Source organism: Cytobacillus sp. SAFR-174 (assembly GCF_051964675.1).
In the GTDB taxonomy this organism is placed as follows: domain Bacteria; phylum Bacillota; class Bacilli; order Bacillales; family Cytobacillaceae; genus Cytobacillus.
This window is the reverse complement of the sequence record NZ_JBQCMZ010000023.1, coordinates 1-13682: the sequence shown is the minus strand read 5'-3', so window position 1 is coordinate 13682 and position 13682 is coordinate 1. Positions and strand designations below refer to the sequence as shown.

At 40.5% G+C, this 13682-nt stretch carries 16 protein-coding genes; 3 read left to right on the top strand and 13 right to left on the bottom strand.

Features of this window, described 5'->3' with window-relative positions:
• Positions 1 to 77: 77 nt before the first annotated feature.
• The 12 genes from ccsB to ACTHRG_RS19430 all read right to left on the bottom strand — a co-directional run bounded on the left by ccsB (position 78) and on the right by ACTHRG_RS19430 (position 10755).
• Positions 78 to 1259 (bottom strand): c-type cytochrome biogenesis protein CcsB, encoded by a 1182-nt coding sequence (ccsB, locus tag ACTHRG_RS19485; protein WP_440231832.1) that lies wholly within the window; start codon positions 1257 to 1259, stop codon positions 78 to 80.
• A 12-nt stretch (positions 1260 to 1271) separates the two neighbouring features.
• Positions 1272 to 2903 carry a cytochrome c biogenesis protein ResB gene (gene resB, locus ACTHRG_RS19480; protein WP_076260391.1) on the bottom strand — a complete coding sequence of 544 codons (1632 nt, stop codon included), beginning with the start codon at positions 2901 to 2903 and terminating at the stop codon, positions 1272 to 1274.
• 19 nt (positions 2904 to 2922) lie between these two features.
• Positions 2923 to 3447, bottom strand: a complete 525-nt coding sequence (gene resA / locus ACTHRG_RS19475; protein WP_048008125.1) for a thiol-disulfide oxidoreductase ResA — start codon at positions 3445 to 3447, stop codon at positions 2923 to 2925.
• Positions 3448 to 3632: 185 nt separating this feature from the next.
• On the bottom strand, positions 3633 to 4358 hold the full coding sequence (rluB, locus tag ACTHRG_RS19470; RefSeq protein ID WP_076260389.1) for a 23S rRNA pseudouridine(2605) synthase RluB: 726 nt from the start codon (positions 4356 to 4358) through the stop codon (positions 3633 to 3635).
• A 210-nt stretch (positions 4359 to 4568) separates the two neighbouring features.
• Complete coding sequence (locus ACTHRG_RS19465) at positions 4569 to 5105, bottom strand: spore maturation protein (protein ID WP_048008123.1); 537 nt, start codon at positions 5103 to 5105, stop codon at positions 4569 to 4571.
• Between the two features lie 7 nt (positions 5106 to 5112).
• Entirely contained in the window at positions 5113 to 5700 is a 588-nt protein-coding gene (locus ACTHRG_RS19460) for a nucleoside recognition domain-containing protein (protein WP_035330092.1), read from the bottom strand.
• Entirely contained in the window at positions 5693 to 6844 is a 1152-nt protein-coding gene (locus ACTHRG_RS19455) for a D-alanyl-D-alanine carboxypeptidase family protein (RefSeq protein ID WP_076260387.1), read from the bottom strand. The genes ACTHRG_RS19460 and ACTHRG_RS19455 overlap by 8 nt, the downstream gene beginning before the upstream one ends.
• A gap of 222 nt (positions 6845 to 7066) precedes the next feature.
• Complete coding sequence (locus tag ACTHRG_RS19450) at positions 7067 to 7957, bottom strand: superoxide dismutase (RefSeq protein WP_076260385.1); 891 nt, start codon at positions 7955 to 7957, stop codon at positions 7067 to 7069.
• A 400-nt stretch (positions 7958 to 8357) separates the two neighbouring features.
• The gene (locus tag ACTHRG_RS19445; RefSeq protein WP_076258152.1) at positions 8358 to 8846 is read right to left on the bottom strand and encodes a YpuI family protein; all 489 of its coding nucleotides are present in this window, start codon (positions 8844 to 8846) and stop codon (positions 8358 to 8360) included.
• Positions 8847 to 8874: 28 nt separating this feature from the next.
• On the bottom strand, positions 8875 to 9297 hold the full coding sequence (locus tag ACTHRG_RS19440) for a hypothetical protein (protein WP_076258151.1): 423 nt from the start codon (positions 9295 to 9297) through the stop codon (positions 8875 to 8877).
• 107 nt (positions 9298 to 9404) lie between these two features.
• Positions 9405 to 9992 carry an SMC-Scp complex subunit ScpB gene (gene scpB, locus ACTHRG_RS19435; protein ID WP_076258150.1) on the bottom strand — a complete coding sequence of 196 codons (588 nt, stop codon included), beginning with the start codon at positions 9990 to 9992 and terminating at the stop codon, positions 9405 to 9407.
• A gap of 1 nt (position 9993) precedes the next feature.
• Positions 9994 to 10755 (bottom strand): segregation/condensation protein A, encoded by a 762-nt coding sequence (locus tag ACTHRG_RS19430; protein WP_076258149.1) that lies wholly within the window; start codon positions 10753 to 10755, stop codon positions 9994 to 9996.
• Between the two features lie 211 nt (positions 10756 to 10966).
• On the opposite strand from ACTHRG_RS19430, the gene ACTHRG_RS19425 reads away from it, so the two are divergent.
• Both ACTHRG_RS19425 and ACTHRG_RS19420 read left to right on the top strand, forming a co-directional pair.
• Positions 10967 to 11065, top strand: a complete 99-nt coding sequence (locus ACTHRG_RS19425; RefSeq protein WP_076258148.1) for a YjcZ family sporulation protein — start codon at positions 10967 to 10969, stop codon at positions 11063 to 11065.
• Positions 11066 to 11257: 192 nt separating this feature from the next.
• A complete protein-coding gene (locus ACTHRG_RS19420; protein WP_440231830.1) occupies positions 11258 to 11779 on the top strand; it encodes a DUF309 domain-containing protein in 522 nt (173 codons plus the stop codon).
• Between the two features lie 97 nt (positions 11780 to 11876).
• Here ACTHRG_RS19420 and ACTHRG_RS19415 read toward each other — a convergent pair whose 3' ends face one another.
• Entirely contained in the window at positions 11877 to 12224 is a 348-nt protein-coding gene (locus ACTHRG_RS19415) for a GNAT family N-acetyltransferase (RefSeq protein WP_035330083.1), read from the bottom strand.
• Between the two features lie 479 nt (positions 12225 to 12703).
• Between ACTHRG_RS19415 and ACTHRG_RS19410 the strand changes: the two genes are divergently transcribed.
• The gene (locus ACTHRG_RS19410; RefSeq protein WP_440231829.1) at positions 12704 to 13573 is read left to right on the top strand and encodes a DUF1002 domain-containing protein; all 870 of its coding nucleotides are present in this window, start codon (positions 12704 to 12706) and stop codon (positions 13571 to 13573) included.
• Positions 13574 to 13682 lie beyond the last annotated feature (109 nt).

The following is a 13682-nucleotide window of genomic DNA, read 5'->3' as shown; positions in this document are numbered from 1 at the left end:
AAAAAGGCAAAGAACGCCTTTCCGTAAGGATCGTCTTGTGCTGGTCGGGGGTGAGCAAGGCGCCTCCGCTTTTCTTGTTATGATCCAGCGTAGGAGTGCAATCCGGCAATGACCAGGTTTACCGCCACCAGATTAAACATGATAATGATAAATCCGATTACAGCAAGCCATGCAGACTTTTCGCCATGCCAGCCCTTTGAAAGGCGAAGGTGCAGGTAGGCAGCATAAAATAGGAAGGTAATGAGAGCCCATACTTCCTTTGGATCCCATCCCCAGAAACGAGTCCATGCAATTTGTGCCCATATCATGGCAAAAATCAAAGCTCCTAGTGTAAAGACCGGAAATCCTATTAATACTGAGCGGTAAGCGATTTCGTCAACCAAATCAAGATTAATATTTTTGGCAAGCGGCTGAAGTGCAGCTCCAACCCTTTTGCGTAGAACCAATCTTAGAGCAAGATATAGAATGACACCTGAAGCCAAAGACCATATAACGGTATTTAATTTTTTAGCATTAATAATTGCAGGCATTTCCGCAAGCGGTTCAAATTTACCTTCTGTAATCAGCTGACCCTCGTGAGGACCTGTTAAAGCAGGCATATGATATTCGAGAACGTCTTCCTGACCGTTCTTATCAATCCAGTTAAATTCCGCCTTGTAGCCTGAAGCTGAGAAGCTTGAGCTTATAATAATAAATCCAAGTGTACAAACCAGGCCAAACATAACGGCTTCCAGCCAGAATCTCTGTTTGCTTTGCTTAGTTTGATCCACTGACTTTACCAGATAAATTAATCCGGCAGCGAAGCTTACAGCCAAAATAGCCTGCCCAACTGCAGCTGTTGTAACATGAATATGAAGCCAATCACTTTGCAGGGCGGGGATCAGCGGTGAAACCTCCCGCGGAAACATACTTGCATAAGCAATCATCAGTACCGCAACCGGGAGCGTAAAGACTCCTAAAATAGGTGTTTTATAAATTAAGTAAATCACTATAAAAGCACCAACAAGCGACATTCCAAAGAATGTTGTAAATTCGAAAAGGTTGCTGACAGGCGCATGCCCGGCTGCAATCCACCTTGTAATAAAGTAGCCAAGCTGTGCAGCAAACCCGATAATCGAGATCCATAATCCAAAGGCTGCCCATCTGTTTGGCCCTTGTTTCGTTCTATTCTTATCCTTTATAGAGCCGGCAAAAAAGACAGTAGCAATTAAATAGAGGATAAAAGCTGTGTATAGTAAATTGCTGCTTATTGTAACCACTCAGATTCCTCCTTAGCCTTTCTTTTCACTTTGATTTTGCAGCTGATCTTCCGGCATCTTAATTCCGGTTCCATCCAATGCTGCTTCAATTTCCCTTTTAAGTCCATGCCAGTTTTTGTTAGTGTGTCCTGCTACCCACACTTCTCCATTAACGCGGCGCAGCCAAACTCTCCGATGGTTCCAATAAGATCCCTGTGCAACACCTATCATGAAAATAACACCGCCCAATGCGATAATCCATAATGTTAAATCTTTTCGGACGGTCAAGGCCGATACATTTTTGGTATCTACGCCTTTAAAGGCCATCTTGTATTCATTATCGCCGAATGGTTCAATAGTCTGTCTGATCGCAACAAAACTTATTTCGCCATCAGGCTTATCCGGAGTAAACATTTTAAAAACAAAGGCAGGATTATTAGGAATTCTGGACTTTGTAACAGGTTCTCCATTTTCATCAAATTCAAAATCGGGAAAATAGCTGACAACTTCTGCTTTATAGCCATTTCCAAGATCATATTCATCCTGTGGATGATTCAGGTCGACTGTTAAGTCCCCGTATTCCTCACCCGTTTTTTTATTTGTAAGGGCAAATGACATTTTGTTAAGTTCATTAAGTTTATAATCTACTTGGTATAATGCAAAGTTCTCAAACTTAAGAGGTTTATTTACCTTAATTTCATAGTCCTTAACTTTCTTGAGATCAGCCTCTTCACCTGCAACAGTATCGCCCTGTTTTTTATAAAGAGTGACATTGGACTGATAATTTTTAGCTACCATTCCTGCTTTGTCAATCGCTTCCCCAAACACTTCGTTATCTTTCTCTTTATCATACATTTCAAGGATGAAGCCGTCATTTTTAAGGTAGTATTCACCATTGGTTTCCGGAATGACCTTTGTTTCGCCTTCCCGGATCCAAAGAATTTTGTCAACATACATGCCCGGTACAAAACGGAGCATTCCGCCAATTAAAAATATGATAAGTCCCACATGGTTAACGTATGGGCCCCATCTTGAGAAACGTCCTTTTTCAGCAAGGATGTTTCCATTCTCTTCCCGGATGCTGTATTTCTTGGATTTTAATTTTTCTTTTGCCATTGTGAAGGCCTTATCAGTATCTTCTGGCTGTGACGCACCAAAAACCCTCTGGCGCTGCAGATAGCTTTCATGACGGCTTACCTTCTGCTTTTTTAAAGCTCTATACAATGGAACAACCCTATCCAGACTGCAGATTACAAGAGATATACCAATTGAGGCAATCAAAATCAAATACCACCATGAGCTGTATAGATTATGAAATCCAAGGTCGTAGTATAATTTACCAATCCATCCATATTGGTCTTCGTAATATTCTTCAGCAGGCATGATTGGCGGAATATACATTTCCTGAGGCAGTATTGTTCCAACGGCTGATGCTATCAGCGTTATTACGATCAGCCAGACTCCAACCTTAACAGATGAGAAGAAATTCCATATCTTATCAATTATCGTTTTATTATAGGTTTGCGAGCGGCGTGCACTGCCTTCATACCGCATATCGAGAAGTTTTTTGTCTTTTTCTTTTTCTTCCAATACCTTCCCGCACGACTCACATAGTATCGTACCTATGGGATTAACATGGCCGCAGTCGCATTTTACTTCTTTCATATATAAAACTCCCCGTAACTTATGGTTTAATCTGTTCCATATAGTTCTTGATCGTTTCTTCCGTCATCTCACCTGTAATATACTTGACAACCTTTCCATCTTTATCAATGAGAAAAGTGGCAGGAAGAGGATTAATTCCGTAAGCAGATTGGACTTGGCCATCCTTATCAATTACAATCGGGAAGGCCAGATCGTAACGCTCAGAAAATTTATTTACTGCTAAATCTGTCTCGCCGACATTAACAGCCAAAACCTGAACACCCTCATCTTTAAATTGCTCATATTGATTGTTCATATATGGCATTTCCTTCTCACAGGGTTTGCACCATGTACCCCAGAAATTCAGGAAAACACCCTGGCCTTCATAATCGGATAACCTGTGTTTATTGCCATCCATATCTGTCAGTACAAAATCAGGTGCCTTTTCCCCAACAGCAACCTTTTGAATTTTATCTTTCGTAAAATTTGCGTATAGCGTATATGCTACGGCAGCACCAAGGACAAGCAATATGACTGTTCTCATTACCAGACGCTGCTTTTTCATAAAAAACTTCCCCTCCTAAGGCATCGTAATCAGGCCAAAAGACCGTACCTTAACAAATTTATATGTAACATATGGAAAAGATTTTTGCCTCATAGCTGTTTACTATTATAGCATTTTTCATCATACCTATATTGTTTACAAATTAGCGTAACTGTGACACTTCTATGAATTTTTCTGAAGGCTGACTATTTCTTCTTCATCGCGAGTGTCCGGAGCTGCTTAACTTCATGGGCAGTAAGTTCTCTTGCATCCCCCGCTGATAATCCCTGCAGAGTGAGGAACCCATATCTCTCCCTCTTCAGTTTCAGAACAGGATGACCAATGGCTTCAAACATCCTCCTAACCTGGCGGTTGCGTCCTTCATGAATGCTGATTTCCACAATAGCTGTCTGTTTTTTCTTATCCATTGATAACAGCTTGGTTTTGGCAGGTGCTGTTTTTCCATCTTCAAGCACGATCCCTCTTTGAAGGCTCTTCATTTTTTCTTTTGAAGGGATGCCTTTCAACTTGGCAACATAGACTTTTTCAATTTCATTGCTTGGGTGCATTAAAAGATTTGCAAACTCCCCGTCATTGGTAAGAATGAGGATTCCGGATGTATCGTAATCCAGTCTTCCAACAGGGTATATTCTTTGTTTGATTCCCTCAAAGAAATCCGTGACGACTTTTCTGCCCTTGTCATCTGAAACGGCTGAAATGACGCCTCTTGGTTTATAGAGAAGAAAATAAACAGGCTCCTCTCTCTCCAACGGTATTCCATCCACTTCAATGCGGTCAGAAGGAGAGACCTTAACCCCCAGTTCCTTTACTGTTTTTCCGTTAACCCTTACACGGCCTTCACCCATTAGCTCTTCAGCTTTTCTTCGCGAAGCAACCCCCGCATGGGCAATAACTTTCTGCAATCTTTCCATTTATGTCACCTCAAAGTTTTATTAACAATACTTCATACTTTTTCACTCCTAATGAATTATGACATAATTCGTCAAGTTTTCAAAGCAAACCATTGCCAAAACAGCTTAGGTAAGTAATAAACTGTAATTACTGAATGTTGAGATTTGAAAGTAAAATAAAAAAGATACCCACATTCAGGTATCTTTTGTTCCGGATAATTTCATTAATGGCTACATACTGCCAAAAACAAGTGTCACGATCACAATGGATGCTATAATGCCTGCCAAATCGGCCAGCAGCCCGACTTTAAGGGCATCACCCATTTTTTTGATTCCCACTGCTCCAAAGTAGACCGTCAGGACATAAAAAGTTGTATCTGTGCTGCCCTGCAGTACTGAGGCAAGCCTGCCTATAAAGGAGTCGGGACCATGGACAGCAATTAAGTCACTGGTCATTCCCAGTGCTGCAGTTCCTGAGATCGGACGAATGATAGCCAGGGGTACGATATCAGGAGGCACTCCAATTGCCTCCAGTCCGGGCCTGATCAGATTCATAAAATACTCCAGGGCGCCGGAAGCCCTGAAAACTGAGATGGCTACAAGCATCCCGACAAGAAAAGGAATAATGGATACAGCAATTTTTATACCTTCTTTTCCGCCTTCAGTAAAGCTTTCATAGGTAGGAACCTTCTTAAATGTTCCATATATTAATATAAAGCCTATTAAAATAGGAATTAACCAAAGGGAAACAGCTGAAACAATCTCCATCCTAACCTCATCCTTTTCGCGTTCTTCGGTAATAGAAATATCGGTCAATCATTATTGCGGCCAATGTAGAGCAGAATGTAGCCACTAAGGTAGGACCTACGATATCGGTGGGCGAGGCAGAATTATAATTCATCCGTATGGCAATCACGGTTGTAGGAATTAAGGTCAGACTTGAAGTGTTGATGGCCAAAAAGGTTATCATAGAACGGCTCGCTTCATTCTTTCCCCCATTCAATCTTTTCAGTTCTTCCATTGCTTTTATGCCGAGAGGGGTTGCTGCGTTTCCCAAACCGAACATATTGGCCATCATGTTCGATAGCATATATCCCATTGCCGGATGATCACCGGGCACTTCTGGAAAAAGCTTCTTCACAATTGGCCTGAATAAGGATGCAAGCTTATTCAGCAGGCCGGCGTCCTCAGCAATTTTCATCATTCCAAGCCAAAAAACAAGAATGCTAATAAGACCAATGCATAACGTGACCGCTTCTTTTGCACCATTGAAAATGGCTTCGTTCACTTCATTTATAGTGCCGTTTATCATAGCAAAAACTAAGCCTATAGCTGTAAGCATCACCCAAATGATATTAACCATTTGTCTTCACTCCTGCAATTGAGGTGAAAAGACCCTTAAAGTAGTCTATTAGCGACTTATCCTCTTTTACCTCATCATGCTTATAATAGATTGGGAGTTTTTTAATTTTCTGGTCTTCAAAATACACGGTTGCCTGCCCGACCACGTCAGGTGTTGTCCTGCCGTCGTCCCATTCTGATTCATGCTTTAGCAGCTTTATATCAATTTTAAAGTTGTTTTTCTCTTCTTTTGTAACTGGATAATTGTATGAATGCTTTATATAAACCCTCCCTTTATAAAATTCATCATCAATATCCGATATAATTCCCTCAGGCAGGACTTCCACAGAATCATAGGTTCTAAAAGCTGTCTCATACATATTAATATGGTCATTCCAGTCATCCGGCCCATTTAGAGTGACTGCAATCAAATTAAGACTGCCTTTCGATGCTGTTGTTACAAGAGTTCTCTTCGCCCTTTTTGTATATCCTGTTTTCCCCCCTGTGCAATACTCATATAATTCAGTCAGGAGTCTATTTTTATTTTTCCACACCCTGTCCCAGCTTTCATTCGGGTTTGGTGCACGGTGCACCTTTGTTCCTGCAATCTTTTGGTAGGTCTCATTATTCATTGCATACCTGGTCAGCAGAGCCATATCATAAGCAGTCGAATAATGGTCTTCATGATCATCCAGACCATGGGGGTTTGCAAAATGGGTATTCTTCATGCCGATTTCTTCAGCTTTCTTATTCATTAAAAATCCAAATCCTTCAAGGCTTCCGCCAACATGTTCTGCGATTGCGACTGCAGAGTCATTGCCTGAACGAAGCATTAGCCCGAAAACCAGATCCTCAAGCTTTATTTTTTCTCCTGCCTTTAGATATATCGATGACCCTTCCGCTCTGACAGCACGATCACTTATTTTAACCAAATCGTCCATTTTTCCGGATTCTATCGCCAGAATTGCTGTCATGATTTTTGTAATGCTTGCTATTCTCCTTATTTCATTTGCTTCTTTCTGGTAAAGGATACGGCCGGAATCCTGTTCCATTAATATTGCGCTCCGGGCACTTACTGAAACTGAAGCCTCTGTCTTCTGAGGAAAATTCATCATCATCAACGCGGTGACCAAAGCTATGGCCATCAGCCTGCTAAACATTTTCATTGCACAAAACCCCGTCTCCTTTGTGGATGTCAGATTGAGCGAAATACATGATCTCCCCAAAAGGAGGAGCCGCATGTTTTCATTTATTTGTACAAGTTTATGCAGGACAAGTAGTGATATGACTATTATGTTTGACTTGTATTGTGGATTTGAAAATGGCTTGTACATCAAAAAACAGGGGAATACGTTTTGTACTCCCCTGCTGCTTATTTCTGCTCCTGTTTAGAAAGGCTTCCATTTTAATTCAGATGCTTTTAAATACCTGTTTTCTACATCCTTCCAGTTGACAACATTCCACCAATTTTTAATATAATCACCACGGTTATTTTTATATTGCAGATAATAAGCATGTTCCCATACATCCAAAGCCAGCAGAGGGATTGTATCCCACTGAGTTAAAAGCATATGCCTTTCCGATTGAAGTATTTCGAGCCTGCGCGCTCTTGGAGACCACACCAGGATTGCCCAGCCCACTCCTTCTACCTGCTTGGCTGCTTCAGTGAAGTGGCTTTTGAATTTCTCAAAGCTCCCAAAGTATTTGTTCATTTCCTTCAGGAGTGCACCTGAAGGCTTCCCACCGCCTTCAGGACTCATATTATTCCAGAAAATCGTATGCAAATAATGACCGGAACCATGAAAGGCCAGCTCGCGGGACCAGTGTTTTACGAGGCTGTAATCATTATTATTTCTCGCATTTTGAAGCATTAACTCTGCTTTGTTCAAGCCATCTACATATGATTGATGATGCTTATCATGATGCAGCCTCATTATTTCCCCTGAGATATGCGGTTCAAGTGCACTGTAATCGTAAGGGAGCGGAGGTAAAATATGCTTTCCCGCAGAAATGTACGATTCATTCATATAGATATTTCCAAGCTGCTGTCTATTGGAAAAGTAATTCTCCATTTCCGAATGAAGAGAGTCCACTTGTTTCTGCAGCTTTTCCAAAGCTTCTATATCCAGTGGGCCGTTTATTCCATCCATAATTTCGGTAAAATGATCCAGCCTCTGCCACAATTCATTGTTTTGTTCAACATCCTCCGAATCTAAAAAATCTCTTAGCTCTTTGTTCCATTTCGTAACGTCCTTAATGTAATCTTCCATTTTACTCATACAATCCCTCACTCGCTTCCATAAATAGCTCACTTTCTATTTGTATGAGTGAAAGTTTGTACGTTTTCCAATGAAAAAGGAAATCTTCCTGTAACATGCGATAAAGTGAAACTTCAATCAGTGGGGGTTTTCCTTATCCCCCACTGATTTAGTCGCGTTCTAGTGTCGCTAAGATCTCCGCTAGCGCTTCGATCAATCGACACTACGAACCCGATTGGTTCAACTAAGCCTCTGCCTGCGCATCGGCAAGTTTCACTGTATCTCACCAATCGGGCCTTTACGGGCAGTTTGACCCCCACTTATCCTCCTTTGATTCCTCTGAGTCTTGAAGTGGGGGTCTTACTGCCCGTTAGACTGCGATAAAAAAAGAACAGCTGCCTGCTGTTCTCCACTTCCAATGCTATTTTGATTGAATCATTTTTGTCCGGTAATCGGTTTCGTAATATTCAAGCTCCTCACGAACCCTTTGGAACTCTCCTTCCAGCTGCCTGAACATTGTTTTGAGGCTGTCCGGAACTTCATCATGAAACTGGATTGAGTTTTTTCCTGTATATGCTGAACGGCTATTCTCAAACCATGCATCATTTTTGGGAGAAAAAAACTCTTCAATGCATTGATGGTAAATCCTGTATAACGTCTTTTCGGCAGCCCCTTTTTGGAAAGGGTCACTTTTTAATATGATCGTGCTTGCATCAAGTCCTTCTTCACAATATACAAGCAGTTTTCTAACATGTGAGAGGATACTTTTATAATAATTCGCATTCCCTTGTTGTTCTGCTTCAAGATCTTTTATTGTTGTATTATTTAAGAAATCTTCAAATGCGGCAACGCTATTACCGAGGAAATTTTTCACATCTTCCATCTGTGATTTAACAATTGAATTCCCCATCCATTACACCCCCATAATTATAAACTGGCTATTGTTGCGGTTGAACAATGAAATCTAAAGGTGATCGCAGGTCATAGGATTTTTTACTCTCCAACGCTTCAAAAATGGAGGGAAGCATGGAAAAGTCCAGATCCTGAAAATAGGATGCAAAATCAGCCTTTGCATTAAGATAAATTCGTTTGCGATGTCTAAAACCCGGGTTCTTCAATAAACATGAAAGAGCAACAATATCCTTGAACTGAACTTCTCTAGAACCAGCCTTAAAGACTGGATCCTGGTCATATGGTGAGAACTCATTCATGGATTCATCAAAGAAACGGACATATAAAACTTGAAAAGTCTTCTCCTGTCCATCTTCTTCGAACACAATTTCACTTCTGTTAAAAAAATCTTCCGAGGTGTTTGGCTTTTCTTTTTCAAGCTCATATCCCCTGCAATGTTTAATCAGCAAGCAAAACCCTCCTATTTCCCGATGGTTTACAAGATTAATATGTATTAAAGGAAAGGGAAAAATTTAAATCTATTTTACCACACTTCCTATGTAATGTGTCAGAAAACTCAAGAATCGAGCTCCTGGAACTTTTCAAAGAATAAATCAGCCTCCTCCTGTAATGAATCCTCTTCTTCACTGATCTTATCCGGGAGAGGCGGAAGCTCTTCTATGCTTTTAAGGCCAAAATAATCAAGGAATTCTTTAGTTGTTCCATACAAATAGGCACGCCCTGTTCCATCTGCCCGTCCAACTTCTTTAATCAGGGCTTTTGCAGACAATGTATGAAGAGGTCGCTCTGTCTTGACTCCTCTAATTTCCTCAATTTCTGTCCTTGTAATTGGCTGTCTGTAAGCAATAATTGCGAGTGTCTCGAGGGCCGCCTGAGAAAGGGAAGCGGCAGAAGGAGACTCTACCAGCTTCTTCAGGTATGGGGAAAACTCCTTTTTCGTAACCAGCTGAAAAGTCCCCGCCAATTCAATAGCCATTATTCCGCGGCTGCCAGTATTGTAGTCTTCCATAAGGCTGTCCATTATTTCACGTGCCTGATTCTCTTCCACCTCCAGCACATGGGCGATTTGCTTAAGAGACAAACCTTCATCACCAGCTGCAAACAGGAGGCTTTCGGCTATGCCCTTCCAATTAACGATCTCCACACTATTTTCCTCCTTCCATGGAAGCTACAAAAATATCAGAGAAATTTTTGTCCTGCTCGACCTGAATTTCTTTTCGCTTGATTAACTCCAGTACCGCCAGGAAAGTTACTACTATATGCTCTCTGTCCGATACCGGAAAAAGATCGGTGAACTTTTTCCTGCCTTTTATACTTCTTAACTGTTCCACAATTTCGGACATCCGCTTCTCAATGGGAATCTCCTGGCGGGCAACTTTTGCAGAAAGCGGCCTTTGCAGTTTCTTCCTTCTTAATAACTTTTGCAAAGCGCCAAGCATATCATAAAGACTTACATTCAAATCAGCTTTTTCCTGCTGTGTTTCATTCACAAATTCCGAAAGGTCTGCAGGCGGCTTTGTATACATTAAACTTCTATCCTGTTCCCGCTCCTTAAGCTCCTCTGCAGCTTCCTTATATTTACGGTATTCAATCAGCCGTTCTACAAGTTCATCTCTGGGGTCTTCTTCCATTTCCAATCCAAATTCATCCTCGAGCTCTTCCTCATCATGTTTTGGCAGCAGCATTTTGCTTTTAATTGCCAGAAGCGTTGCGGCCATTACAAGATACTCGCTTGCTACGTCAAGCTGGAGCTCCTTCATTGTATGTATATAAATGAGGTACTGCTCGGTAATCTCTGATACAGGAATGTCATAGATATCAATTTCCAGCCTGTTAATAAGGTGAAGAAGAAGATCCAGAGGCCCCTCGAAAGCATCTATTTTGACGTTATAATGATCATATTGCATAAAATACCCACCAAATTTTCCTAATATAAATTCCCTTAAATGCCAAAAGGCTATATCTAGTATAGATTATTCATGGATGTTATCCAATAGAAAAATAACCCTGATGTCAGCAATGCCCCTGCTTCATTCGTGAATTTTTTTAATCCGCCCAATCAATAAGGCAATTGCCTACATACGATGTAGGGAAATAAAGATACAGGAGGTATTTTATATGTCTAATACTGGATTTGGAGATTGCGGAACCGGGTTTGCTTTAATTGTCGTTTTGTTCATTCTATTAATTATTGTCGGAGCTTCCTGGTTCTTCTAAACCTCCGTGTTTATTAAGCTGATTCTGCAAATTTGCCGATAGACATGGCTGTCCTGTCAGAAATCCAAAATCACTAATATTTATATTCTGATTTATCAGCTGTTAAAGCCCGGTTAAGCGCCGGGTTTTTATTTTTCTGTTATTCGATTGTGCTGTGGTAAAATGAAGTAAGAATTGTCAAGGAGTGAAAGTATGTATCCTGATAAATATATTGAGTTCCTGGTCCATTTTCATGGTGACCGAGATTATTTTGAATGTCACGAAACACTGGAGGAATATTGGAAGAGTACGGATCCAAACAATAAAAAGTCTGCATGGGTCGGATTAATTCTTATGGCAGTTTCTTTTTATCATCATCGAAGAGAAAATTTAAATGGTGCTGAACGAACTCTCCGCAAAGGAATCGTCATTTTGGAGAGCAGAGCTGAAGAAATACAGTCACTGGGTCTGGATACAGATCAATTAATAAAGGATCTTAAGAACAGGCTCGTTCTGATTCAAAACGGCGGACATTACTCCAGCGTTAACTTGCCAATTATAGATCCAATACTTAAGGAAGAATGTATGAAGTTCTCCGCATCCAAGGGATTTCCCTGGTGCTTTGACAGCAATTCACCAGATAAAGATATTGTGCACCGCCATAAAAGAAGGGATAGAACCATGGTTATTAAAGAAAGACTTGATGCCCTGAACCGGAAAAAAAGGCAGGAATAATTTATTCGCTGCCTTTTCCATGTAGCAAAGCATATTGCTGAACCCCGTTAGCAGTTAAGCTGACCGATGCGGGTTTGTGCAGGCACTTCCGCTTTTGTTAATTAACATCACATTTGCTTAGAAAAGATTCGGTTTCATCTGTTGCAGTTAAAGTTTTCCCAGGATATAGTTCATCCAATGCTTTTATCATCGTTTTGCCAATGCCTTGATGCCGGTGTGACGGGTTAACAGAGATATGCTGAATCTCCATTGTCTGATCACTTGAAGTAACGCCGACCAGTCCAATTATATCTTCGCCTTCCTTCCACAAAAACAGCTGCCGATTTTCTTCTGATTCATATTGCTTCATCGTCTGCTGCAGCCTTTTCAAGTCTTTTTCATTAGGCATGAAAGATAAAAGACCCATTGCAATTTTTTCAAATGACTTTTTATATCGAATTAGCATATTAATCCCTCATTATTTGAATAAAAACATCATAAACTATTTTTCCCATATTTTAATGTTTGTAAACTTTTCATAACAGTATATGTATTCATGCTGAATGTTGCTATTTTCGAATAAAACCGGCTAATTCATTGCCTTGACGCCTTCAGCAAAGCCTATACTATAAAGAACCAGTAAACAAGTCCCCATCCGATGCTTAACACAAGCAATATTATAAAAAGAAGCCAATTGCTTTTTTTCATTCTCCTTACTGCCCCCATTTATATAAATCCTATGACTTACAAACTATCATTCATTTTACACTATTCTTTCTCATAATTCCATTCTGCTTGCTGAAATAGGCATTTTGAGCTAAGGTTTCTGTTAGAGGAGAGTTGAAACTTTTTCGCAGAAAGAATCGTCTATTTACAGGAAGCCATTAAGCGAGCCGCAGAACTGGCATAAATGGCTTCCCTATTTTTGCTCCGGGAGGTAACCGCATGAAATGGAATAAAATGCTATTACTATTCATAATGTCGCTATTATTTGTTTTGCCGATACAGGCATTTGCAGATATGGCGGAAGGTGATGTAATTGTCACTTTAGGTGAGAATCTATCAGAAGAACAAAAAAATATGCTTCTGGCTGAAATGAAAGCTCCGAAAGATGCGACCATCATTACTGTTTCAAATGAGGAAGAACATCAATATCTTGGAAATTATATCTCTAAAGCTCTTATAGGAACACGAGCGATATCTTCTTCGGCAGTCACAGTAGCAAAACAAGGCTCCGGTCTTGAAGTCGAGACTAAGAATATTAACTGGGTCACCGATGAAATGTACATTAATGCTTTGATTACTGCTGGTGTAAAAGATGCAAAAATTTATATTACAGCACCTGCAAATGTTTCTGGAACAGCTGCTTTAACAGGCATTATTAAGGCATATGAAATTTCAGCTGAAAAGACGATTCCTGAAGATGTAAAACAGGCGGCAAATGAGGAAATGGTGGAAACAGCCAAGCTTGGCGATTCGGTTGGAAACGAAAATGCAGCTGCTTTAATTGCCAAAATCAAAGAGGAAATGGCCAAAAATTCACCTGAAACAGATGCAGAACTCAGAACAATTATCGAAAATGCAGCAAAGGACCTTGGCATTACTCTGACCGAACAGGAGATTCTAAGCTTAATAGATTTATTCAACAAGCTGAAAGAGCTTGATATCGATTGGAATCAGGTCGGTGAACAGCTTAACCAGGCAAAAGACAAAATTTCCAAATACCTTGAAAGTGAAGAAGGCCAGGGATTTTTAGAAAGCCTAAAACGTTTTTTCACTAGTGTAATAGATGCGATTAAAGCCTTCTTTTCTTAAAAAAAATTAAGCTGCCTTAGCGGGCAGCTTAATTCAGTTTGTAGACAAAAGGGGTTCGGAATAGTCTCATTCCGAACCCCTTTTTTGATTTTTTACTGGATTTGAATCA

What these genes read in the sequence shown, in the direction of transcription:
- ACTHRG_RS19430 (WP_076258149.1), bottom strand. Translation starts at nt 10,755, where the DNA reads ATGCAATATGATCATTATAACGTCAAAATAGATGCTTTCGAGGGGCCT.
- ACTHRG_RS19450 (WP_076260385.1), bottom strand. Translation starts at nt 7,957, where the DNA reads ATGAGTAAAATGGAAGATTACATTAAGGACGTTACGAAATGGAACAAA.
- ACTHRG_RS19420 (WP_440231830.1), top strand. Translation starts at nt 11,258, where the DNA reads ATGTATCCTGATAAATATATTGAGTTCCTGGTCCATTTTCATGGTGAC.
- rluB (WP_076260389.1), bottom strand. Translation starts at nt 4,358, where the DNA reads ATGGAAAGATTGCAGAAAGTTATTGCCCATGCGGGGGTTGCTTCGCGA.
- ACTHRG_RS19415 (WP_035330083.1), bottom strand. Translation starts at nt 12,224, where the DNA reads ATGCTAATTCGATATAAAAAGTCATTTGAAAAAATTGCAATGGGTCTT.
- ACTHRG_RS19425 (WP_076258148.1), top strand. Translation starts at nt 10,967, where the DNA reads ATGTCTAATACTGGATTTGGAGATTGCGGAACCGGGTTTGCTTTAATT.
- resA (WP_048008125.1), bottom strand. Translation starts at nt 3,447, where the DNA reads ATGAAAAAGCAGCGTCTGGTAATGAGAACAGTCATATTGCTTGTCCTT.
- ACTHRG_RS19460 (WP_035330092.1), bottom strand. Translation starts at nt 5,700, where the DNA reads ATGGTTAATATCATTTGGGTGATGCTTACAGCTATAGGCTTAGTTTTT.
- ACTHRG_RS19465 (WP_048008123.1), bottom strand. Translation starts at nt 5,105, where the DNA reads ATGGAGATTGTTTCAGCTGTTTCCCTTTGGTTAATTCCTATTTTAATA.
- resB (WP_076260391.1), bottom strand. Translation starts at nt 2,903, where the DNA reads ATGAAAGAAGTAAAATGCGACTGCGGCCATGTTAATCCCATAGGTACG.
- ACTHRG_RS19455 (WP_076260387.1), bottom strand. Translation starts at nt 6,844, where the DNA reads ATGAAAATGTTTAGCAGGCTGATGGCCATAGCTTTGGTCACCGCGTTG.
- ACTHRG_RS19445 (WP_076258152.1), bottom strand. Translation starts at nt 8,846, where the DNA reads ATGGGGAATTCAATTGTTAAATCACAGATGGAAGATGTGAAAAATTTC.
- ACTHRG_RS19410 (WP_440231829.1), top strand. Translation starts at nt 12,704, where the DNA reads ATGAAATGGAATAAAATGCTATTACTATTCATAATGTCGCTATTATTT.